General features: G+C 71.8%; 20 protein-coding genes and 1 pseudogene. 10 read left to right on the forward strand and 11 right to left on the reverse strand.

What is annotated here, in order from left to right; all coding sequences use genetic code 11:
- Positions 1-44: 44 nt before the first annotated feature.
- From ABD339_RS15905 to clpS, 3 genes are all read right to left on the reverse strand, one after another.
- Positions 45-1,568 (reverse strand): amino acid permease, encoded by a 1,524-nt coding sequence (locus tag ABD339_RS15905; RefSeq protein WP_344566478.1) that lies wholly within the window; start codon positions 1,566-1,568, stop codon positions 45-47.
- A gap of 373 nt (positions 1,569-1,941) precedes the next feature.
- A complete protein-coding gene (locus ABD339_RS15910; protein WP_344566480.1) occupies positions 1,942-2,718 on the reverse strand; it encodes a DUF2017 domain-containing protein in 777 nt (258 codons plus the stop codon).
- Positions 2,718-3,029: an ATP-dependent Clp protease adapter ClpS gene (gene clpS / locus ABD339_RS15915; protein WP_344566484.1), complete on the reverse strand. Its 312-nt coding sequence runs from the start codon at positions 3,027-3,029 to the stop codon at positions 2,718-2,720. The genes ABD339_RS15910 and clpS overlap by 1 nt, the downstream gene beginning before the upstream one ends.
- Positions 3,030-3,209: 180 nt before the next feature.
- On the opposite strand from clpS, the gene ABD339_RS15920 reads away from it, so the two are divergent.
- Positions 3,210-4,571, forward strand: a complete 1,362-nt coding sequence (locus ABD339_RS15920) for a nicotinate phosphoribosyltransferase (protein ID WP_425576007.1) — start codon at positions 3,210-3,212, stop codon at positions 4,569-4,571.
- A gap of 232 nt (positions 4,572-4,803) precedes the next feature.
- Positions 4,804-5,397 (forward strand): isochorismatase family protein, encoded by a 594-nt coding sequence (locus ABD339_RS15925; RefSeq protein WP_344566488.1) that lies wholly within the window; start codon positions 4,804-4,806, stop codon positions 5,395-5,397.
- A 380-nt stretch (positions 5,398-5,777) separates the two neighbouring features.
- Here the strand turns inward: ABD339_RS15925 and ABD339_RS15930 are convergent, their stop codons facing one another.
- A complete protein-coding gene (locus ABD339_RS15930; protein ID WP_344566685.1) occupies positions 5,778-6,044 on the reverse strand; it encodes a hypothetical protein in 267 nt (88 codons plus the stop codon).
- Between the two features lie 906 nt (positions 6,045-6,950).
- On the opposite strand from ABD339_RS15930, the gene ABD339_RS15935 reads away from it, so the two are divergent.
- Entirely contained in the window at positions 6,951-7,295 is a 345-nt protein-coding gene (locus ABD339_RS15935; protein ID WP_344566490.1) for a hypothetical protein, read from the forward strand.
- Between the two features lie 82 nt (positions 7,296-7,377).
- Here ABD339_RS15935 and ABD339_RS15940 read toward each other — a convergent pair whose 3' ends face one another.
- The 3 genes and pseudogenes from ABD339_RS15940 to ABD339_RS33825 all read right to left on the reverse strand — a co-directional run.
- Positions 7,378-8,109 (reverse strand): RDD family protein, encoded by a 732-nt coding sequence (locus ABD339_RS15940; RefSeq protein WP_344566492.1) that lies wholly within the window; start codon positions 8,107-8,109, stop codon positions 7,378-7,380.
- A 134-nt stretch (positions 8,110-8,243) separates the two neighbouring features.
- Entirely contained in the window at positions 8,244-10,025 is a 1,782-nt protein-coding gene (locus ABD339_RS15945) for an RDD family protein (protein ID WP_425576008.1), read from the reverse strand.
- A gap of 72 nt (positions 10,026-10,097) precedes the next feature.
- Positions 10,098-10,184 (reverse strand): annotated as a pseudogene (locus ABD339_RS33825) (DUF2510 domain-containing protein); the annotation flags it as partial.
- 332 nt (positions 10,185-10,516) lie between these two features.
- Between ABD339_RS33825 and ABD339_RS15950 the strand changes: the two are divergent.
- Together ABD339_RS15950 and ABD339_RS15955 are read left to right on the forward strand one after the other, a co-directional pair.
- The gene (locus tag ABD339_RS15950; protein ID WP_344566496.1) at positions 10,517-11,005 is read left to right on the forward strand and encodes an SsgA family sporulation/cell division regulator; all 489 of its coding nucleotides are present in this window, start codon (positions 10,517-10,519) and stop codon (positions 11,003-11,005) included.
- A gap of 92 nt (positions 11,006-11,097) precedes the next feature.
- Entirely contained in the window at positions 11,098-11,499 is a 402-nt protein-coding gene (locus ABD339_RS15955; protein ID WP_344566498.1) for a hypothetical protein, read from the forward strand.
- A gap of 69 nt (positions 11,500-11,568) precedes the next feature.
- Here ABD339_RS15955 and ABD339_RS15960 read toward each other — a convergent pair whose 3' ends face one another.
- Positions 11,569-12,936 (reverse strand): FAD-binding oxidoreductase, encoded by a 1,368-nt coding sequence (locus ABD339_RS15960; protein WP_344566500.1) that lies wholly within the window; start codon positions 12,934-12,936, stop codon positions 11,569-11,571.
- Positions 12,937-13,317: 381 nt separating this feature from the next.
- Positions 13,318-14,463 (reverse strand): 4-hydroxyphenylpyruvate dioxygenase, encoded by a 1,146-nt coding sequence (hppD, locus tag ABD339_RS15965; RefSeq protein ID WP_344566502.1) that lies wholly within the window; start codon positions 14,461-14,463, stop codon positions 13,318-13,320.
- 150 nt (positions 14,464-14,613) lie between these two features.
- Here hppD and ABD339_RS15970 point away from each other — a divergent pair, with 150 nt between their 5' ends.
- The 5 genes from ABD339_RS15970 (at position 14,614) to ABD339_RS15990 (ending at position 19,035) form a co-directional block, all read left to right on the forward strand.
- Positions 14,614-15,123 carry an Lrp/AsnC family transcriptional regulator gene (locus ABD339_RS15970; RefSeq protein ID WP_344566504.1) on the forward strand — a complete coding sequence of 170 codons (510 nt, stop codon included), beginning with the start codon at positions 14,614-14,616 and terminating at the stop codon, positions 15,121-15,123.
- Positions 15,124-15,226: 103 nt separating this feature from the next.
- The gene (locus tag ABD339_RS15975) at positions 15,227-15,874 is read left to right on the forward strand and encodes an ABC transporter permease (RefSeq protein WP_344566506.1); all 648 of its coding nucleotides are present in this window, start codon (positions 15,227-15,229) and stop codon (positions 15,872-15,874) included.
- Positions 15,867-17,153 (forward strand): betaine/proline/choline family ABC transporter ATP-binding protein, encoded by a 1,287-nt coding sequence (locus tag ABD339_RS15980; RefSeq protein ID WP_344566508.1) that lies wholly within the window; start codon positions 15,867-15,869, stop codon positions 17,151-17,153. Before ABD339_RS15975 ends, ABD339_RS15980 begins: the two co-directional genes overlap by 8 nt.
- A complete protein-coding gene (locus tag ABD339_RS15985) occupies positions 17,150-18,031 on the forward strand; it encodes an ABC transporter permease (RefSeq protein ID WP_344566510.1) in 882 nt (293 codons plus the stop codon). Before ABD339_RS15980 ends, ABD339_RS15985 begins: the two co-directional genes overlap by 4 nt.
- Positions 18,028-19,035 carry a glycine betaine ABC transporter substrate-binding protein gene (locus ABD339_RS15990; protein ID WP_344566512.1) on the forward strand — a complete coding sequence of 336 codons (1,008 nt, stop codon included), beginning with the start codon at positions 18,028-18,030 and terminating at the stop codon, positions 19,033-19,035. The genes ABD339_RS15985 and ABD339_RS15990 overlap by 4 nt, the downstream gene beginning before the upstream one ends.
- A 222-nt stretch (positions 19,036-19,257) precedes the next feature.
- On the opposite strand, the gene ABD339_RS15995 is transcribed toward ABD339_RS15990, so the two are convergent.
- Positions 19,258-20,067 carry a S16 family serine protease gene (locus tag ABD339_RS15995; RefSeq protein ID WP_344566514.1) on the reverse strand — a complete coding sequence of 270 codons (810 nt, stop codon included), beginning with the start codon at positions 20,065-20,067 and terminating at the stop codon, positions 19,258-19,260.
- A gap of 136 nt (positions 20,068-20,203) precedes the next feature.
- On the reverse strand, positions 20,204-20,857 hold the full coding sequence (locus tag ABD339_RS16000) for an IclR family transcriptional regulator (protein ID WP_344566516.1): 654 nt from the start codon (positions 20,855-20,857) through the stop codon (positions 20,204-20,206).
- Positions 20,858-20,980: the final 123 nt, after the last annotated feature.

Below are 20,980 nucleotides of genomic sequence, written 5' to 3' on the forward strand. Positions count from 1 at the left end.
CCGCTGCCCGGCCGGTGACGGATCCGTCCCGGCCGGTGGCGGGATCAGTCCTGGCCGGTGGCGGCCTCGGGCTCCAGCACGCCGGCGGCGGGGGCCGCCGCCGCTCCGATGGGGGCCCGCGAGGAGCGGTGCGCGTGCGCGGTGCCGCGTGCGTGCAGCAGCCAGTACGCGCCCAGTACGACGGCCCAGCCGGCGCCGACGTACAGCGAGATCCGCGCCGTCTCGTCGATGGCCACGATCACCAGGACCATGGTCAGGAAGAACAGCGCGACCCAGGAGAGGACGCTGCCGCCCGGTGCGGGGAACGAGGACTTCGGCAGCCGCCCGGCCACGACGGCACGGCGGTACTTGATGTGGCTGATGAGGATCATCATCCAGGTCCAGATACCGCACGCGGTGGCGACCGAGGTCACGTAGGCGAACGCCTTCTCCGGGACCATGTAGTTGAGGATCACACCGATGCCCATGAGCGCCACCGAGATGGTGATGCCCACCGCGGGGGACTGCCGCGAGTTGAGGCGCTCGAAGATGCCGGGGGCCTCCTTGTTCTCCGCCAGGTCGCGCAGCATGCGGCCGGTGGAGTACATCCCGGAGTTGCAGGAGGAGAGCGCGGCGGTCAGCACGACGAAGTTGACGATGCCGGCGCCGAGCGGAATGCCGATCTTGCTGAACGCCTCCACGAAGGGGCTGACGCCCTCGGCGAACTCCGTCCACTTGACCACGGACAGGATCACGACGAGCGAGCCGACGTAGAAGATGATGATGCGCCACGGCAGCGTGTTGATCGCCTTGGGCAGCGTCTTCTCCGGGTCCTGGCTCTCGCCCGCGGTGATGCCGACCAGCTCCACCGCGATGTAGGCGAACATCACGCCCTGGAGCGTCATCAGGCTGGAGCCGATGCCCTTGGGGAAGATGCCGTCGAACTCCCACAAGTTGGTGAAGGAGGCGGTGTCACCGGCCTGGGAGAAGCCCAGGGTGACCACGCCGAGACCGATCACGATCATGCCGATGATCGCGGTGACCTTGATCATCGAGAACCAGAACTCGACCTCGCCGAAGACCTTCACCGAGATCAGGTTCACGCCGAACAGCACCACCAGGAAGACCAGCGCACTGACCCACTGCGGAATGTCCGGGAACCAGAAATGGATGTAGATCGCCGCGGCGGTCAGCTCGGCCATGCCGGTCACGACCCACAGCAGCCAGTACGTCCAGCCCGTCACGAAGCCGAAGAACGGCCCCATGAACTCTCGCGCGTACTCCGCGAAGCTGCCGGAGACCGGGCGGTACATGAGCAGTTCGCCCAGCGCCCGCATGATGAAGAAGATGACGACGCCCGCGAGCGCGTACATCAGGATGATGCTGGGGCCGGCCTTGGCGATGTTCGCCCCGGCTCCCATGAACAGGCCGACACCGATGGCGCCGCCGATGGCGATCATCTGGACCTGGCGGCTTCCCAGCCCTCGCTGGTAGCCCTCGTCGGAAGGACCGCCTGCCACGCCGCTGTTCTCGCCCCTACTTGCGGACTCGGGGTTCCCCTTGTCGTCCGCGACCTGCTCGGAGGTCATGTGGTGCGCCTTTCTCCATGCCGACCCGGACTGCCCCCGGGTCAATTCCCGATTTCCCCCGGATGGAGTTGTGCGTACCGGCGGTCGGCCGGCGTCGCTCCGCATCCGGGCATGGGTGGTGTCCGGATACGGATCGTGAAGGTTTACCACGAACATCGACCCCGCTTTTGTGACGCATGCCACGCCCAGAAAGGACAGGCGTGGACATGGTTCTCGTAAGAGTCGCCATCGTGATCTGTTCGTTAAGCGGTCTTTACCCTTCATTTAACGGGCGAGGAGTGGCCTGAAATCGCCCCTCTAGCGCCTGACGGACGCCCCCTCCGGTGCCCGCCCGCGACCCCGGTGTCCGCCGGGCCCGCCGCCCCCTGGCCGCTCAGGGCATCAGCGTCTCGATGAGGGTCTCCTGGAGGCCGCCGAGCCACAGATACGCCATGATCATCGGCTTACGGGGATCCGAGTCGGGCAGCCGGTACAGCTCACTGTCGCTGTCGTCCCTCACCTCGAGGCGCGTCCCGATGGCCAGCCGCAGGTCGTTGAGCGCGCCCAGCCACTGGCGGGAATCATCCGGTGCCAGCGTCAGCACGGCGCCCTGCTCCCCCGGCTCCAGCCCGTCCAGGGCCCGGACCATGGCGAGCCCGTCCGCGCGCTTGCGGGCGCGGAGGTCGTTCTCGGTGTAGCGGCGGAATTCGGCCGAGGCGGACCGGACCTCGGCGGCGCGCGCGGCGCTCGACTCGTGGGCCGACGCACCCGGCGTGCCCGGCGCGTCATCGCCGCAGGAGGACATGCCGCCGCCGGACTTCTCGTCCGGTTTCCCCTCGGGCCCTGGCCCGTAGGCGTCAGGGAAGAGCCGGGCCAGCGCGGGGTCGGCGGGAGGCTCGGTGGGGCCCTCGCCGAACGGGGGCCAGGAGACGCCCTCGATGCCCGCCAGCTCCTCGTCGATGCCGCCGGGAGCGGGGCTTTCCTGCGGGCCCTCCCCGGCGCCGGATCCGGGATCGGACGCGGGAGCGGGCGGGGGGCCGGACGCGGGCTCGCTGCCCGGCCCGATCAGCTCCACGAGCTGCACGGCGAGGCTGCGGAGGATGGAGATCTCCACCTCGTCCAGCGCGATCGCCGCGCCGCCGTCGGACGTCGGCTCGAAGTGCCCCGCCATCAGCGCTCCTGCGTCAGCGTGGCCCACAGGCCGTAGCCGTGCATGGCCTGCACATCGCGCTCCATCTCCTCGCGGCTCCCGCTGGAGACGATGGCGCGGCCCTTGTGGTGCACGTCGAGCATCAGCTTTTTCGCCTTCTCCTTCGAATAGCCGAAGTACGCCTGGAACACATAGGTCACATAGCTCATGAGATTGACCGGGTCGTTGTGCACGACGGTGACCCAGGGCACGTCGGGCTCTGGCAGCTCGACGGGTTCCTCGACGGCTTCCGGGCGCTCGATCTCCGTGGGGGCGACACTCACGGTCCCCATGCTGCCACCCTGCGGGCCCGCGTGCCGAAACGCCGACGGCCGGAACGGTCACGGCGCCACCGCTCGCCCGGCGGACGTGGCGGGCGCCGGTCCGCCGCGCGGATGCATATCGTCAAGATGACGAGATGCGGGGTACGCTCACAGGCGACCGACCCGAACACACGAAGTGAGCCACCAGTGCTGGATTCCCCCGGGGCCCTGCCCCCAGAAGATCCCCGGCAGCCGGAAACGGGGCTGCCGGTGGCGGTGCCGTCCACGGCGCTGTTCACCGACCAGTACGAGCTGACGATGCTCCAGGCCGCGCTGCGCTCCGGGACGGCCGAGCGGCGCTCGGCCTTCGAGGTCTTCACCCGCAGACTCCCCGAGGGCCGCCGCTACGGCGTGGTCGCGGGCACCGGCCGCGTGCTGGACGCGGTGGAGAACTTCCGCTTCGACGACCGGATGCTCACGTTCCTGAGCGAGCAGGGCGTGGTGGACGGGCCGACGCTGGAGTGGCTGGCCGGATACCGCTTCCGGGGCGACATCCTCGGCTATCCGGAGGGCGAGGTGTACTTCCCCGGCTCGCCGCTGCTGCGCGTGGAGGGCACCTTCGCGGAGTGCGTCCTGCTGGAGACGGTGATCCTCTCCATCCTCAACCACGACTCGGCCGTGGCCGCCGCCGCCTCGCGCATGGCCGTGGCCGCCGCCGGGCGCCCCCTCATCGAGATGGGCGCCCGCCGCACCCACGAGCTGGCCGCCGTCGCCGCCTCCCGGGCCGCCTATGTCGGCGGCTTCAACTCCACCTCGGACCTGGCCGCCGGCTTCCGCTACGGCATCCCCACCGTCGGCACCAGCGCCCACGCCTTCACCCTGCTGCACGACACCGAGCGCGACGCCTTCAGCGCGCAGGTCGCCTCGCTGGGCAGCGGCACGACCCTCCTGGTGGACACCTACGACGTGGCCGAAGCGGTCCGCACCGCCGTGGAGGTCGCCGGACCGGAGCTGGGCGCCGTCCGGATCGACTCGGGCGACCTGCTGCTGCTCGCCCACCGGGTCCGCCAGCAGCTGGACGACCTGGGCGCCGAGAAGACCCGCATCGTGGTGACCAGCGATCTGGACGAGTACGCCATCGCGTCCCTGGCCGCCGCGCCCGTGGACGCCTACGGGGTGGGCACCCAGCTGGTCACCGGCAGCGGGCATCCGACCTGCTCGATGGTCTACAAGCTGGTGGCGCGGGCCGACTCGGACGAGCCGGGCGCGCCCCTGCGGCCGGTGGCGAAGCGGTCGATGGGCGGCAAGTCCTCGCTGGGCGGCGCGAAGTGGGCGGCACGTCCGCTGGACTCGGCCGGGGTGGCCGAGTCGGAGGTGGTCGGCACCGGCCCCGTACCGCCCGAGCTGGCCGACCACCAGCTCCAGGTGCGGCTGGTGCGGGGCGGCAGCGTGGTGGCCAGAGAGCCGCTGGAGACGGCGCGGGAGCGGCACCTGGCGGCCATGGCGCGGCTGCCCATGTCGGCGATGCAGCTCTCGCGCGGGGAGCCGGTGTTGCCGGTGGAGCACGTGTGAGCGGTGGCGCAGGCGGGTCCGGCGGCGCAGGTGTGAGCCGCGTCTCAGCGGGGACGGGCGCCGCATGCGGGCGACGGCGGGGCGGGGTGCCCTGCCGCGCCCGGCGGGGAGTGTCTAGTCTCGGAAGTGAAGGGCGGCGGTTCGCGGCGGTCGCGGCCGGCAGCCCGGCAAGCGCGCCGACCCCTCCGACCGAGCCGATCCAGCCGACCCACCCAGCCGAAAGGTGTGCACCATGCACCGGGCACTGATCGTCGTTGATGTGCAGAACGACTTCTGCGAGGGCGGCAGCCTCGCGGTCGCGGGCGGCGCCGACGTGGCGGCGGCCATCACCGATCTGGTCGGTGACGCGTCGGCCGGATACCGCCACATCGTCGCGACCCGGGACGCCCACATCGCCCCCGGCGACCACTTCTCCGAACAGCCGGATTACGAGCACTCCTGGCCGCCGCACTGCGTGGCGGGCACGGAGGGTATCGGCTTCCACCCGAACTTCGCCCCGGCCGTCGCCTCCGGCTCGATCGAGGCGGTCTTCGACAAGGGCGCGTACTCGGCCGCCTACAGCGGCTTCGAGGGCGCGGACGAGAACGGCGTCTCGCTCGGCGACTGGCTGCGGGCGCGCGAGGTGGCCGAGGTGGACGTGGTCGGCCTCGCCACCGACCACTGCGTACGCGAGACGGCGCTGGACGCGGCCCGCGAGGGCTTCCGGACCCAGGTGCTGCTCGACCTGACCGCCGGGGTCGCCGAGGGCACCGTGCTGCGGGCGCTGGACGAGCTGCGGGACGCGGGCGTCGAGCTGACGGGCAAGCCCGTCGCACCCGGTACCTGACCCGGCCGGTACCGGGCGCCCGGCCTCCCGCGCGCCGGGACGTAGCACACCCGCGGCACGCGGCCGGACCGCCATGCCGCACGAGTACGGCTCTCCCCGCGCCCACGAGCGCGCCCGGCCGCCGGGCGGCGCGGGGCCGCAGGGGCCCCGGCAGAGCGCTGAGGCCCCGCCCAGGGGCTCCCGGGCGGGGCGCCCAGGGGCTCCCGGGCGGGGCGGGCGGCGTTGCGGGGCCGGGCCGATGCGCCGCAGGACCCCGGACAGCGCTGCCGCACCGCAGCCGCAGGGCCTCGTCAGCCGACATCAGGCAGCACCACGCGGCGTGGGTTCGCACCAGTCGGTGTCAGGCCGCGCCGGACGGCTTCGGCCGACGCCACCCGGTGTCAGGCGGCGCTGGTGCGCAGCAGGGCGGCGATGGGGCGCCACGACTCCCTGTCGTCGTCGGGAACCGCGCGCCACACCAAGCCCTCCGGGTGGTGGAGGACCGCGGTGATCTCGTCCGCCGAGGGCGGCTCCGCGTTCCCTCTCAGATAGATCGCGCGCAGGCCGAGATTGCGCAGCCTGGTCAGGGCGCGCGCCCGGTTCCCGGCGTGCACCAGGACCCGGACGCACTGCTCGTCGCCGGGTCTGCGCGGGACGGCCTCGCGCACCGTGTGTGGTTCGTCCGCCGCCGCCGACCAGCGACGGGAGGGCAGCAGCCCCTCGGCGCCGGACACACCGGCAGAACCGGAGCGACGGGTTCCGCCCGCGCTCCGGGCCGGCGGGACGGTGCCGTGCCCCGCGCCGTGCCGACGCGGGACGGGCAGGGTCAGCGCGACGATCACGCTGCCGTCCGGCAGCCTGACGAATCCGCCTCCTGACATGATCACCATCTCCCCCGTGAGACTCGTTTCGGGTAGGTCAGCGGGGCCGTCCGGGACGACCCCACACCAGGCATCTAAACGCGATCGCGCGCCGATCGCCAGGGGGGTAACGGGGGATCATGTTTTGACCTGCAACGATGCAAATAAATTCATTCCTGGGTTGCACACCACTCGGTCATGCGTGCTCAGCAACCCCTTCGTGGCTCTTGGTGACGGTCTCACCGTCCGTACCCACCCAGCCAAAGCGTCCGCTTCACCCGATTTTAAAGCACTTTGTCAAGCCATCATTGCCCAGCGTGACCCCCTCCGGTCTTTCCTCGTCGCCATTGGCCGGACCGCTGGCACTCCCACCACTCCCCCGCGTCCGCACGTGAACGCCGCATCCCAACTCCCCATCAGATAGCGGATGCGAACATCGGTACGCCCCCTGTGCGCGGCGCTCACGAGGCGGCGCGCCGGGAGCCTGCCAAGGGCCGCGCCCTGTCCGCCAGTTGGGACGGGCGGAGCGATGTGCGCCAGTGCGCCCCCTGTGCAACGGAGGCGTGGGTCGGCTCACGCTTGCCGCGCTTTCCACACGGGCATTCCGGACCGTAGAGTCGTTCGACGGCGCCCGTTCGTACTGAGCCAACGAGCAGCGCGTAACGACCTGTTCGACGTCCAGATCTTGACCACACCCCCGAGGACGGATCCGCCATGCCGCGTCCGAACCCCGCCCAGATCGCTTACGGATCGGTCACCGTCATTTGCTCGTCGCTCGCCATGCTGCTGCTCACCCAGGTCCGTTCGGGCCCGGGGATCGTAGTGATCGCGCTCGCGGCACTCGCACTTGGCCTGCTGGTCGCTCTCACCGCGCCCACCGCGCGGGCAACCCTCAAGCGCCGCAGGGCCGTTGAGACCGCAGCCGCCCACCGCGGCGCTCTCCCGGCCGAGCAGCCCGCGCGGCACATCCAGTCCGGCCGGCACACCCGGCCCGCACAGCACATCGCGTCGGCGCCCTCGGTGCCCGCGGCGCACGCGGGTGCGGGAGCCCGCCGCTGAGCCACCCGGCGTCCGGGGCGGCTGCACTGTCCGCCCCTTCGTCCGCCCCCTCCGCGCGCGGCGGCGGCCCGGCCCCGCCAGGTCAGTCCGCCGCGACCACCACCGTCCGCGCCGCCTTGTCGTGCAGGCACTGGTGATACGGCTGGTCCCAGGTGCAGAAGAGCACGTTCACCAGCCAGAACAGAAAGCCCAGACAGGGCACCAGCATGGGCAGCGAGTAGATCGCCGCCCGGCTCCAGCCGGGCGAGCCCACCGGAATGGCGCCGTCCCGCAGCATGGCGACCCGGATCCGCATCAGCTTCTTGCCGAGCGTCTGGCCCGAACTCGTCAGCATCAGGCCCTCGTAGATCAGATACACGACGACGTAGAGGGCCTGCTGCCAGTACGTCCGCCCGGTGTCCGAGGACACCCCGCTCTGGGCCAGGCCGATCAGCACGCCCAGCGGGATGCCGATGATCAGCGCGTCGACGATCCGCGCCAGCAGCCGCTTGCCGCGCGAGGCCAGCGGCGGCATCCCCGCCAACGGGTCGGCGGCCCCGGCCGTCCCGCCGTAGGGGTTGTCGTACGGACTCCCGTAGCCGGGGCCGTATCCGTAGCCGGGACCTTGGCCGTAACCGGGTCCCTGGCCGTGGCCCCCTCCGGGGGGAACACCGCCCCCGGGTGGGGGCGGTGGGGGCGGCGGGCTGCCCGTGGACCCCGGCGCCTGCCCGGGGCCGCCCGGCCCCTGGCCGCCGCCCTGGCCCGGGTCCTGGCCGCCGCCCTGGCCCTGCTCCGGCTTCCGGAACGGATCGTTGTCCGGTTGCTCCGCACTCATGGCCCGAGTGCACCGCCCCGCCGGGGACGCCGCATCCGGGGTGACCCGTTCGAGGGAGCGAGCGGGCGCGGGCGCGGACGCCGGACCCGGGGCGGCTGAGGGGCGGCCCAAGAGGTGGCCCAGGGGGCGGAGCCCTATCCCCGGCTGCCGCCCGCGCCCCGCTTGGCGACGAAGGTGCCCGCTACCTTGTCGTGCCAGCACTGGCGCCACGGCCGGTCGAACAGGCACCACGCGAGGTTGACGACGCCGACCACCAGCACGCCCAGTACCCCGTAGACCAGCCAGCGCAAGAACGCCTTGCCGAAGCTCGGCTTGTCGTGACTCTCGATGTCCGCCACGGACAGTCCGAACAGCTTCTTGCCGAGCGTGCTGCCCCAACGCGCCATCGGCAGCACCTCGTAGAGCACCCCGAAGACCAGCAGCACGCCGATGACCAGGGCGAGGTAGCCGCCGGTGGTGCCGTCCAGCAGCCACACCTGCTTGGTCTCCCCCGCCTGTTCGACGGCATCGACCTTGGCGTCGATGTGGTCGGTCACCTTGCCCACGAACGGGAACGTGACACCCGCGCCCACCGCGAGCGTCAGCACGAGATCCACGAGCCGCGCGCCGAACCGCTTGCCCAGCCCGGCGGGGCGGGCCTGCCGGGCGGCGGCCAGTTGTGCGAACGGGTCGTTCGCCGGGGGCCGCCAGGGCACCACGGCGTCCGGCTCCCCGGACGGACCCGGTGCCGGCAGCCCCGCCCCGCCCGGCAATCCGGCCGACAGTGCGGTCGGCTGCTGGGACCACGAGGGCTGCGCGCCCGGGAGCCCGGCGTCCGGAACGGGCCCGGCAGCCGGTGCCGGGGCCTGCGCGGGCGTTGCGGGGCTCTGCGCGAGCGTTGCGGGAGTCTGCGCGGGCGTTGCCTGGGCCGGTGGTGTCTGGGACGCCGGAGCCCGTGTCGTGGGCGCCGCTTGCGCGGGCCCTGTGACCGGCAGCGGCGAACCCTGCGCGGGAGCGCCGCCCGGCCCCAACTGGTCGGGCTGCGGCTGCGGCTGACCGGGGGCGGGCTGCTGCGGCCGTCCGCCCCCCTGCCCCGGGGAGGGCGAGGCGGGTGCACCCTGCGCGGGCACGCCGCCGCCCGGCGCCTGCTGGCCCTGGGCCGGACCGCTGCCGCCCGGCCCCACTCGGCCCTGCGCGGGGACGCCGCCGCCCGCCCCCTGCGGGCCCTGGGCGGAGGCACTGCCCGGCCCCGGCTGGCTCTGGCCCTGGGCGGGCACCCGTCGGCCCTGGCCCTGTTCGGGACCCGCGTCCGCACCGTGGTGGCTCTGGCCCGGCACCCGCTGACCGGGCTGCGCCTGGCCGCCGGGGGACGGAGAGGAGGACGGGGTGCCCTGGGCCGGGACCTGCCCTGCCGACCCCTGGTCGCGGAGGACTTCGGAACGGCGCAGGCCGACCGTGTGTTCGCGTCCGCCCTGGGCCGGTGGCGGGTCTGCCGGGGTGTCGTTGCCCCAGTCGCCACGGGGGTCGCCGCCGCGCGGATCGCTGCCACGCGGATCGCCGGAGCCGGGCGGGCCGAAGCCGGCCTGGCGGGCGGGGTCGGCCTGCCAGGTGGGCGCGGGCCCCGTCTCCGGGGTGCGCGCGGAGAGTTCGGGGAGCGCCCCGGCGCCGTCCGGCTGCCCGCCGTCCCCGTCACTCGCGCCGCCCGCAGCGGAGCGGCCCTCCGCGACCCCCCGCTCGCTCGCCGCACTCGCGGCGCCCGCCGCGCTCGCACCATCTGCCCCGGCAACCCTGCCAACCCCGCCAACCCCGTCGATCCCGTCCCTCTCGTCCTCCTCGTCGAGGAAGACGGGGCCCGTCTCGTCGGAAGTGCGGCGCGGCAGGGCGGCGGGGCCGCCGGACTTGGCGGGGGTGGAGGGGGAAGACGGGGAAGAAGCCACGGGTGGGGGCGCGGGCATGGGTTCGCCCTCACGCGGCTCGGGCCGGCTGGTGCCGGGCACCCATGACGAACCGTTCCAGTAGCGGATATATCCGGGGATGGACGGATCCGGGTAATACCCTGAACGGGGTACCTCACCACTCACACCGGAGGGTCCCACTGCCCCCAACTCCCATCATGTGCGACACACTTGACCTGTCCGCAGCGTCGCGGGCCCCGTGGGGCCCCCGTTCGCGGCGCGGCGGGTACCTCCGCCTGTCCAAGAGGACAGTAACGAAGAAGACCCGGCGGCGAAGAAGCAGACGGCGGGGAAGCCTGCCATCGGGCGACCCGCGCGGGCTTCCCCGGCAGCTCCGGTCCGGCCCCGGGGGCAGGCGGGAAAGCTTCCGCGGAAAACCCCCCGAACCCGTGTAACGAACCGCTGCCGACGCGCTCTGTTCCGGTACGTGCCGTCACCCGACGGCCGCACCGGGAGCACGAAAGGGGCGCCGTATGCACACCGTCGTCGAACGTGAGATGGAGATGAGGCTCGTCCTCTCGCCGGAGCGCAGCGTTGCCGTGCCCGCGCGGGTGCGGTTCCGCTCGGACGATCCGTATGCCGTCCATGTCACCTTCCACCTCGGCTCGGAGTGCCCCGTGCACTGGACGTTCGCCCGGGAGCTGCTGGTGGAGGGGGTGTTCAGGCCCTGTGGACACGGCGATGTGCGCGTGTGGCCGACGAAGATCGAGAGGCGCGAGGTCATCTGCCTGGCGCTCACCTCGCCCGGCGGGGACGCGCTGCTGGAGGCACCGGCCATGGCGCTGTCCGCGTGGCTGGAGCGGACGTTGCGGGTGGTGCCGCCGGGCAGCGAGACCGAAGCGCTCGGGATCGAGGAGGGACTCGGCGCCCTGCTGCGCCCGATCCCGGGCGACGGCCCCCGGTCCACGCCGGGGCAGGCCGAGCCGTGGGCGAGCGATGAAGGCGGTGAGTGCGCCTGGTGAAGACATCGCCCGCGCAAGAGCGGCGCACTCATCCTGCTGAAGAAATGACGGATGCGACCGACAGCAAAGGGAAAGCCACCATCATCACGCCCATGCCACGGGAAGATTCGCACAACGAGAGCCTCGACGGCGGAGGCCGGGAGCAGCCCCGCCGCGAGCAGCGCGAACGCGAGGTACGCGAACGCGAGGTACGCGAACGCGAGGTACGCGAACGCGAGGTACGCGAACGCGAGGTACGGCAGCGGGTGGGACTGCGATTGCGGGAGCTGTCCGACCAGCTCGATCGGCCCTCCTACGACCTGCTCTTACGCGTGCTCGGTGGAGTCAACGCCGCGTTCGCCCGGCGGAACGAGCACATCGAGCTGGAGATGACACCACGGGAACGCGCGCTCTACACCCCCGCGTTGCAGCGGGAACTGGTCAGCCTGCTGGAGCTGGCGTGCTTCCCGCGCCAGCTGGTGCACACGGACGACTGCCCGCCGGACGCTCCCTGACCGGGCCGCGACGTGAGCCCGGCCCGGCCGGGACGTGAATCCGGCCCGGCCCTCGGCCTGGAGCACCTTCTAGAGCACCTTCCCCGGGTTGAGGATGCCGTGCGGGTCGAAGACGCTCTTGATGCCCCGTTGCAGCTCCAGCCCGACCGGGCCCAGCTCCTCGGCCAGCCGGCGCCGCTTGAGGACGCCCACGCCGTGTTCACCCGTGATGGTGCCGCCCAGGCTCAGCCCGAGGGCCATGATCTCGTCGAAGGAGACCCGCGCCCGGTGCGCCTCCTCCTCGTCGGCCGCGTCGAAGCACACCGTCGGGTGGGTGTTGCCGTCCCCCGCGTGGACGCAGACCCCGATGGTCAGACTGTGTTCGGCGGCGATCCGCGCGACGCCGTCCAGCATGTCGGCCAGCCTGCTGCGCGGAACGCACACGTCGTCGATCATCGACGCCCCCTTGACCCGATCCAGCGCCGTCAGCGCGGCGCGGCGTGCCTGGAGGAGCAGTTCCGACTCGGCGAAGTCCTCGGCGGGCACCACGGCCGAGGCACCCGCCGCCTCGCACAGCTCCCCCACGGCCCGCAGCCGCGGGGCCGGATCCGGGGTGTCGAAGGCGGCGAGCAGCAGGGCCTCGGTGGTCTCCGGGAGACCCATCCTGGTCATCTCGTTGACGGCGCGGAGCGTCGTGCTGTCCATCAGCTCCAGCAGCGAGGGAGTGTGACCCGCCGCCATGATCCGGCACACGGCGTCGCACGCGGCGTCCGCCGAGGGGAACTCGGCGGCGAGTGCCAGCTGGCGCGGCGGCTCGGCCTTGAGCGCGAGCGTGGCGCGCACGACGACGCCCAAGCTGCCCTCCGACCCGACGATGAGCCGGGTGAGGTCGTATCCGGCGACGCCCTTGGCCGTGCGGCGCCCGGTGGACAGCAGCCGCCCGTCGGCGAGGACGACATCGAGGCCGAGCACGTACTCGGCGGTCACCCCGTACTTGACGCAGCACAGGCCGCCGGACGCGGTACCGATGTTGCCGCCGATGGTGCACTCCTCCCAGCTGGAAGGGTCCGGCGGATAGAAGAGACCGTGCTCGTTCACGGCACGGGAGAGCGTCGCGTTGACGACACCCGGTTCGACGACCGCGATCCGGTCCACCGGGTTGATCTCCAGGATCCGGTTCATCCTCACGAGCGAGAGCAGCACGCAGCCGTCCGTGGCATTGGCCGCCCCCGACAGTCCCGTACGGGCCCCCTGCGGGACGACCGGGACACGGAGTTCGTCCGCCGTGCGCAGGGTGTGCTGGACCTCTTCGACGGTGCGGGGGAGGACGACGGCGGCGGGGGTACCGGCCGGGCAGAAGCTGGCCATGTCGTGGGCGTAGGTACCGAGGATGTCGGGGTCTGTCAGGACTGCGTCGTCCGGCAGTTGTCCCCTCAGCGCGGTGGTCAGCTCGCTCATCCCGTCAGCGTGGCAGGCCCCCACGCGTGTTGAAACCCCTGTCCTCGCCGACCGGGCGTTGGGGCGGCTCCCCCAGACTCCGTCCGGGGTGGGCCCCCACCCAGGGGACCCCATCCGGGGCCCCACCCGGGGCCCCACCCAACTCCCCCCCGGCTACACGAGTTCCGCCCCCCCCAAAAAGCCCCAAGCCCAAGCCCCCCTCCCCGCCTTCGCGCGCCCCATGTTTCCTGAACGCAACATCTGAACCATTGGATGCCGGGTCATTGAGCAAGAGGGCTCGAAGGAACGGAAACCAACGGGTGCGGGAGACGTACGGGGGTCCCCCCGGACGAAGTCTGGGGGAGAAGTCTGGGGGAGAAGTCCGGGGGAGAAGTCCGGGGGTCAGAGATTCCCGCGGAGTTCCTGTTCGCGCTCGATCGCTTCGAAAAGCGCCTTGAAGTTCCCCTTGCCGAATCCCATGGACCCGTGCCGCTCGATCATCTCGAAGAAGACCGTCGGCCGGTCCTGAACCGGCTTGGTGAAGATCTGGAGCAGGTATCCGTCCTCGTCGCGGTCGACGAGAATCTTCAGCTCGCGCAGGGTCTCCACCGGCACTCGCGTCTCACCGGCCCACTCCCCGAGGGTCTCGTAGTAGGAGTCGGGGGTGTTCAGGAACTGGACTCCCGCGGCGCGCATCGCGCGCACCGTGGCGACGATGTCGTTGGTCGCCAGCGCGATGTGCTGGACGCCGGCTTCGCCGTAGAACTCCAGATACTCGTCGATCTGGGATTTCTTCTTCCCGATGGCCGGTTCGTTGATGGGGAATTTGACCTTGCGGGTGCCGTCGGCGACGACTTTCGACATCAGTGCCGAGTATTCGGTGGCGATGTCGTCGCCCACGAATTCCTTCATGTTGGTGAAGCCCAGCACCTTGTTGTAGAAGGCGACCCACTCGTCCATCTTGCCGAGTTCGACGTTGCCGACGCAGTGGTCGATGGCCTGGAAGTAGCGCTTGCCCGGCTCGACGATGGGCGTCGCGGGGACGAAGCCGGGCAGGTAGGGGCCGTCGTAGCCGGTGCGCTCGACGAGGGTGTGGCGGGTCTTGCCGTAGGTGGCGATGGCGGCGCGCACCACGGTGCCGTGCTCGTCTTTTTCCTCGTACGGCTCCACCAGGCCACGGGCGCCGTGTTCGACGGCGTAGTGGTAGGCGGCCCGTGCGTCGGGGACCTCGATGGCCAGGTCGATGACGCCGTCGCCGTGTGCGGCGACATGGTCGGCGAGGAAGTGGCCCCAGTCGGTGGTGGGGCGGATGACGGAGGTGAAGACGAAGCGGGCGCCGCCCGATTCGAGGACGTAACTGGCCGTCTCCCGGCTGCCGTTCTCCGGGCCGGAGTAGGCGACGGCCTTCATGCCGAAGGCCGTGGAGTAGTAGTGCGCCGCCTGCTTGGCGTTGCCTACGGCGAAGACGACCGCGTCCATCCCCTTGACCGGGAAGGGATCGGCCTGCCGGGCGGTCTGCGGGGTTGCCGCTGATGTGGTCTCTGTCATAGTCGCAGGCTCCCGCCGAACAACAAGGTGCGCAATAGTTCGCGTTTTCACTGGGCATTTTGTTCAGCAGATCTCGCGTTTCACCGGGCGATGTGTACAAGCTGTTCACGCCACGGGGCCCCGGCCCCGGAAATCACGGAAAGGCAAGCCATGGGTATTGACCGGCTGGACGGGCAGCTGCTCGAACTGCTCGCCGAGGAGCCCCGGATCGGGGTGCTGGAAGCCTCGCGGCGGCTCGGGGTCGCGCGGGGTACGGCGCAGGCGCGGCTGGACCGGCTCACGTCGGGCGGAGTAATCCGCGGGTTCGGCCCGGAGGTGGACCCGGCGGCGCTCGGCTATCCGGTCACGGCGTTCGCGACGCTGGAGATCAAGCAGGGGCAGGGGGCCGATGTGCGGGCGCATCTGGCCTCGGTGCCGGAGGTTCTTGAGCTGCATACGACAACCGGAATGGGGGACATGCTGTGCCGGCTCGTGGCCCGCTCGAATGCCGATCTTCAACGGGTGATCGATCTGGTTGTCGGCTTTGATGGGATCGTCCGCGCCTCCACGGCCATCGTCATGGAGAACCCGGTACCGCTGCGGATCGTGCCGCTCGTACGGCAGGCGGCCCGGGACAGCGACACGGTACGGCCGGGCCGGACCACGCCGACGACGGGATGACCGGGACGGCGTAGCCGGCGCCGTCGGCAGGAGGGCAGAGCGGCGGCAGGACAAGGCAGAGCAGCAGATCGAAAGAGCGGAGAGCGCACAGGAGGGATCGGGAATGAGCTTCTGGGAGTATCTCGGCGACCAGCGCGCCCAGCTGCTGGCCGACTCGTTCCAACACGCCAGTGCCGTCTTCCAGTGCATGGTCGCCGCCACCGTCATCGGGGTGCTGCTCGGCGTGTGCACCTACCGTTCCGAGTGGGCGGGCAACCTGGCGACGACCGCGACGTCCACCATCCTCACCGTGCCGTCGCTCGCCATGATCGGCCTGCTCATCCCCCTCGTCGGCCTCGGAGTGGCCCCTACGGTCATCGCGCTCACCCTCTACGGGCTGCTGCCGATCGTGCGCAACGCCATCGTGGGGCTGCGCGGGGTGGATCCCTCGCTGGTGGACGCGGCGCGCGGGATCGGGATGTCGCGGCCGATGCGGCTGCTCAAGGTCGAACTCCCGCTCGCCTGGCCGCCGATCCTCACCGGTATCCGGGTGGCCACCCAGATGCTGATGGGCATCGCCGCCATCGCCGCGTTCGCCTCGGGCCCGGGGCTGGGAAACCTCATCTTCCGCGGCGTCGCCTCGCTGGGCAGTGCCAACGCCCTCAACCAGGTGCTGGCCGGGACCCTCGGCATCGTCGTCCTCGCCCTGCTGTTCGACGCCGGGTATGTCGTCATCGGGCGGCTGACCATCTCCAGGGGGATCCGTGTCTGAGGCTTCCGGCGCCCCCATCCGGCTCGAAGGGCTCACCAAGCGCTACCCGGGCGCCCCCGCGCCCGCCGTGGACAACGTGAGCATGGAGATCGAGGCCGGGGAGACGGTGGTCCTCGTCGGGCCCTCGGGCGGCGGCAAGACCACCCTCCTGAAGATGATCAACCGGCTGATCGAACCCACCTCCGGCCGTATCCGCATCGGTGCGGAGGACGTCACCGGGATGGACGCGGTCAAGCTGCGCCGCAAGATCGGCTATGCCATCCAGGCGTCCGGTCTCTTCCCGCACATGACCGTCGCGCAGAACATCGCGCTGGTGCCCAGAATGCTCGGCTGGTCCGCCTCCCGGGTCCGGGGCCGGGTGGCGGAGATGCTCGATCTGGTGGGGCTGGAGGCCGCCGAGTTCCACGGCCGCTATCCGCGCCAGCTCTCCGGCGGACAGCAGCAGCGGGTGGGGGTGGCGCGCGCCCTGGCCGCCGACCCGCCGGTCCTGCTGATGGACGAGCCGTTCGGCGCCGTCGATCCCATCACCCGCGACCACCTCCAGGACGAGCTGATCCGCCTCCAGCGCGAGCTGCGCAAGACCATCGTCTTCGTCACCCACGACTTCGACGAGGCCATCAAGATCGGCGACCGGATCGCGGTGCTGCGCGAACGCTCGCACATCGCGCAGTTCGACACCCCGGAGGCCATCCTCACCAACCCCGCCGACGACTTCGTCTCCGGCTTCGTCGGCGCGGGCGCGGCGCTCAAGCGGCTCAATCTGACCCGGGTGCGGGATGTGGCCATCGTCGACTTCCCGACGGTGACCGTCGCGGACCCGCTGCGCAACATCTTCGACCTGCTCAGCTCCGGCACCCACAAGGAGGTGCTGGTCCTCGACCGGCACCGGCGGCCCTACAAGTGGCTGCGGCGCGGCGACCTGATGCGGGCCAAGGGCTCGCTGGCCCGCGCCGGTGCCCTCGTCAACGACACGGTGACCCGCGACGCGACGCTGCGCGACGCGCTGGAAGCGGTGCTCACCGACAACGCGGGCCGCGTCCCGGTCACCGGCAAGCGCGGCGAGTACACCGGGGTGGTGGACATGGAGACGCTGATGACCTCCGTACACGAACTCCTGGACGAGGACCGCATGGAGGCCATCGACCAGCAGCACCGGCTGGAGGAGACCCAGGAACAGCTCGGTGGCCCCCGTACGGCGGAAGCCACCCGGGCGGACACGGAGGACGGGCCCGACCGGGCGAGCGGGGCGGACGGGGCGGGCGCGGGGGCCGGGTCATGAGCGGGGAGCGGCCTCGCGCGCCCGACATGCAGAGCGAGCCACCGCTGCTCCAGGCGCTCGAACACGAGGCGGACGGTGTGGAGGACCCTGGCCCCGAGGACCACCACACCCCTCCCCCCGCCCCCGCCGAGGGCCGCCTCGCGCGGCTGACCTGGTCCAAGCTGCTGGTGCTGCCGCTGGTGATCGCGCTGGCCCTGCTGGGGACGTGGCTGTGGTTCCGGGGCGCGCGGCTGGACTCGATCGCGCGCAACTCCCTGACCCCCGCCAACGTGAAGCTGCGGCTGCGCCAGCACATCGAACTCACTGTGATCTCCACGTTCTTCGTGCTGATCATCGCGATTCCGCTCGGCATCGCACTGACCCGCCGGCGGCTGCGCAAGGCCGCCCCCGTCGCGATGATCTTCGCCAACCTGGGCCAGGCCGTACCCGCGCTGGGCCTGCTGATCCTGCTGGTCATCTGGCTGGGCGTGGGCGCGGACACGGCGATCGTCGGCATCGTCATCTACGCGGTGCTGCCGGTGCTCGCCAACACCCTCGCCGGGCTGCGCGCCATCGACCCGGCGCTGGTGGAGGCCGCCCAGGGCATCGGCATGTCGCCGGTGGGCGTGCTGCTCAAGGTCGAACTGCCGCTGGCCGTACCGCTGATCCTCGCCGGGGTGCGCACCGCGCTCGTGCTGAACGTCGGCACGGCGACCCTGGCCACCTTCGGCGGGGGCGGCGGCCTGGGCGACCTGATCTCGGACGGCATCACCAACCAGCGCATGCCGGTGCTCTACCTCGGCTCGGTCCTCACCGTCGCGCTCGCGCTGGTGGTCGACTGGCTCGCCTCGCTGGCCGAACTGCTGCTGCGGCCCCGCGGCCTGGAGGGCCAGGCATGAGGGGCAGCCGTACGAGACCCCGGCGGGCCGCCGTGCGGTACGCGGCGCCGGCATTGGTGTTGGTGGCGCTGGCGCCGGCCGCGGGCGGGTGCGGGCTGGTCAGCGGCAGCCCGATGACCGACTCCGTCCAGCCCGGCAGCATCGGCAAGGGCCGGCCGCTCCAGGGCGCCAAGCTGACCGTGACCTCGAAGGAGTTCACCGAGCAGATCATTCTCGGCCAGATCATGGGCCTGGCCTTCCAGGCGGCGGGCGCCCAGGTCGTGGACCGCACCAGCATCCAGGGCTCCATCGGCGCCCGGGAGGCCGTACGCGGCGGCACCGCCGACGGGATGTACGAGTACACCGGCACCGGCTGGATCACCTACCTCGGCAACACGGCCCCGGTGACCGACCCGCACCAACAGTGGCTGGCCGTACGGAAGGCGGACCGCGCCAACGGCATCGTCTGGCTGGCGCCCTCCCGGCTGAACAACACCTACGCGCTGGCCGTCAACGACCGGCTCCAGAGGAAGTACGGCGTCCGCGCCCTCTCCGACGTCGCCGCGCTCTCCAGGAAGCGGCGGGCGGCGGCCACCGTGTGCGTGGAGAACGAGTTCGCCTCCCGCGACGACGGGCTGACCGGCATGGAGAAGGCGTACGGCATGCGCATCCCCTCCGGCAACGTCAGCAAGATGAGCGGCGGCGTCGTCTACACCCAGGCGGCCAAGGGCTCGCCCTGCGCGTTCGGCGAGGTCTTCACCACCGATGGCCGCATCAAGGCCATGCGCCTGAACATCCTGCGCGACGACAAGCACTTCTTCCCCAACTACAACGCGGCCCCCGAGATGAACGCCGCGACGATGCGGAAGTATCCGCGGATCGCCCAGGTCCTGGCACCGGTCACCAGGGCCCTCGACAACAAGGTCGCACGGGAGCTGAACGCCAAGGTGGATGTCGAGGGCCAGGACCCGCACCAGGTCGCCAAGGACTGGATGGCCGAGAAGGGCTTCCTCAAGACGTCCTGAACGGGACCCTGCGGGGCGCCCCGAAGGGGCCCGGGCTGTGTTCATGTGCGGCTCCACCGCGCGGGCGCCCCGAAAGGGGCGCCCCGAAGGGGCGCGGGGAACTGGGCGCTCAACCCACACGCGTCCGCACCCTGCGAAGCACAGCCAGGGGCAGCCCCTGCTCAGCAACTGGGAAAGGGGGGCAACAGAAGGCCGCCGGGCAGGCCCAGGCGGGCCGGAGCCTCAGCAACTGGGCAGCTTGCCACCACTACGGATCTGTTTCAGGGCGCCCAGCGCACCGTCCAACGTGCCGACAGGCACCAACCGCAGTCCCGCCGGGCGCCGCGTACTGGCCTCGGCGCACTGCGACTTGGGCACCAGGAAGACGCGGGCCCCGTCGCGCCGGGCCGCCTGGGTCTTGAGGGGTACGCCGCCGACCGGGCCGATCTTCCCCTTGGCGTCGATGGTGCCGGTGCCGGCGATGGTGTGCCCGCCGGTGAGCCCGCCCTTGCCGGTGCCGTCGCCGTCCAGCTTGTCGATGATGCCGAGCGCGAAGAAGAGCCCGGCGCTGGGTCCGCCGACATCGGCCAGGCGCAGGGTGACGTCCACGTCCTTGGGCGACCTGTGCAGTTGGCGCAGTGCCGCGGTGACCGCCGTGTCCTGGGACTCCCGCATCTCCTTGGCGATGTGCTTCTCGGCCTTCCGGGTGTCGCCGCCCTCGGGGAAGACGGCCTGCCGGGGCATCACGGCCTGGTCGTCGCGGAACCAGGCGTCCACCACGTCCCCCACCCGCACGACCGCGTTCGGCTTGGTCGCGGCGATGGTCACCGACAGCAGTTTGCCGTCGTCCTTGCCGCGCGGCTTGGCGCCTTTGAACGAGATCACCGGCTTGCCCCCGGTGGATCCCAGCACATCGGCCGTCTCACCCGGCTGCGCCAGGGTGTACGGCAGCGGCGCGAACAGCGTCAGCGCGAGCAGCAGCACCACGGGCAGCGCGCAGAGCGCGAGGGTTCGGCGGCGCGCGGGCAGTCGGGGGCGAGAGGTCTCGGACACCCGAGCAATCTATCGACTGGCCCCGCGGCCCGACGAATCCCCTGCCCGGCACCACGCCCGTCCGCCTGCCCGGCAGCACGCCCGTCCGCCCTCCTCCACGTGCCCCGCACGCGCCCGCGCGCCCCTGCGCGTTCGGTCAGCGCAGGGCCTCGGCGACCTCGTTCGCCGCTCGCATCACGCGGTGGCCGACGCGTTCGGGCACCGACTCCGACAGCATCACCACGCCGACGCTGCCCTCGATGCCGCCCACCCCGAGCACGGGTGCCGCCGCGCCGCTGGCACCGGCCTCCAGCTCGCCGTGGGTCAGGATGAACCCGGGCCCGTGCTCCTGCCGGTCCGGCCCCTGCCCGCGGCCGGCGAGTATCGCCCGGCCCGCCGCGCCCCGGTCCAGCGGGTGCCGGAAGCCCGTGCGGTAGGCGACGTGGTAGTCGGTCCAGCTCGGCTCGACCACCGCGACGGCCAGTGCCTCGGTGCCGTCCACGAGGGTGAGGTGCGCCGTGGCCCCGACGTCCTCGGCCAGCGCGCGCAGCGCGGGCAGCGCGGCCTCCCGTACCAGCGGGTGGACCTGCCGTCCCAGCCGCAGCACCCCGAGCCCCACCCGCGCCCGGCCTCCCAGGTCGCGGCGGACGAGCGCGTGCTGCTCCAAGGTGGCCAGCAGCCGGTAGACCACGGTGCGGTTCACCCCGAGTTTGCTGGACAGCTCGGTGACCGTCAGCCCGTGGTCGGTGTCGGCCAGTAATTTGAGGACTCGCAGTCCACGATCGAGCGTCTGAGAGGTCTCCGCGGTCACGACGCCCTCCCTCCCTCGGGTGAGTGACGGCAGCCGCGGAGGCGGGAGCGTCCGAAGTCACCTCCCCACGGCCCGGGGCCTGGGTCGGAACCCCGAGCGCTGCGCTGGAGGCCGCCGGTCGCG

This window comes from Streptomyces axinellae, from assembly GCF_039532135.1.
GTDB classification, from domain to species: Bacteria; Actinomycetota; Actinomycetes; order Streptomycetales; family Streptomycetaceae; genus Streptomyces; species Streptomyces axinellae.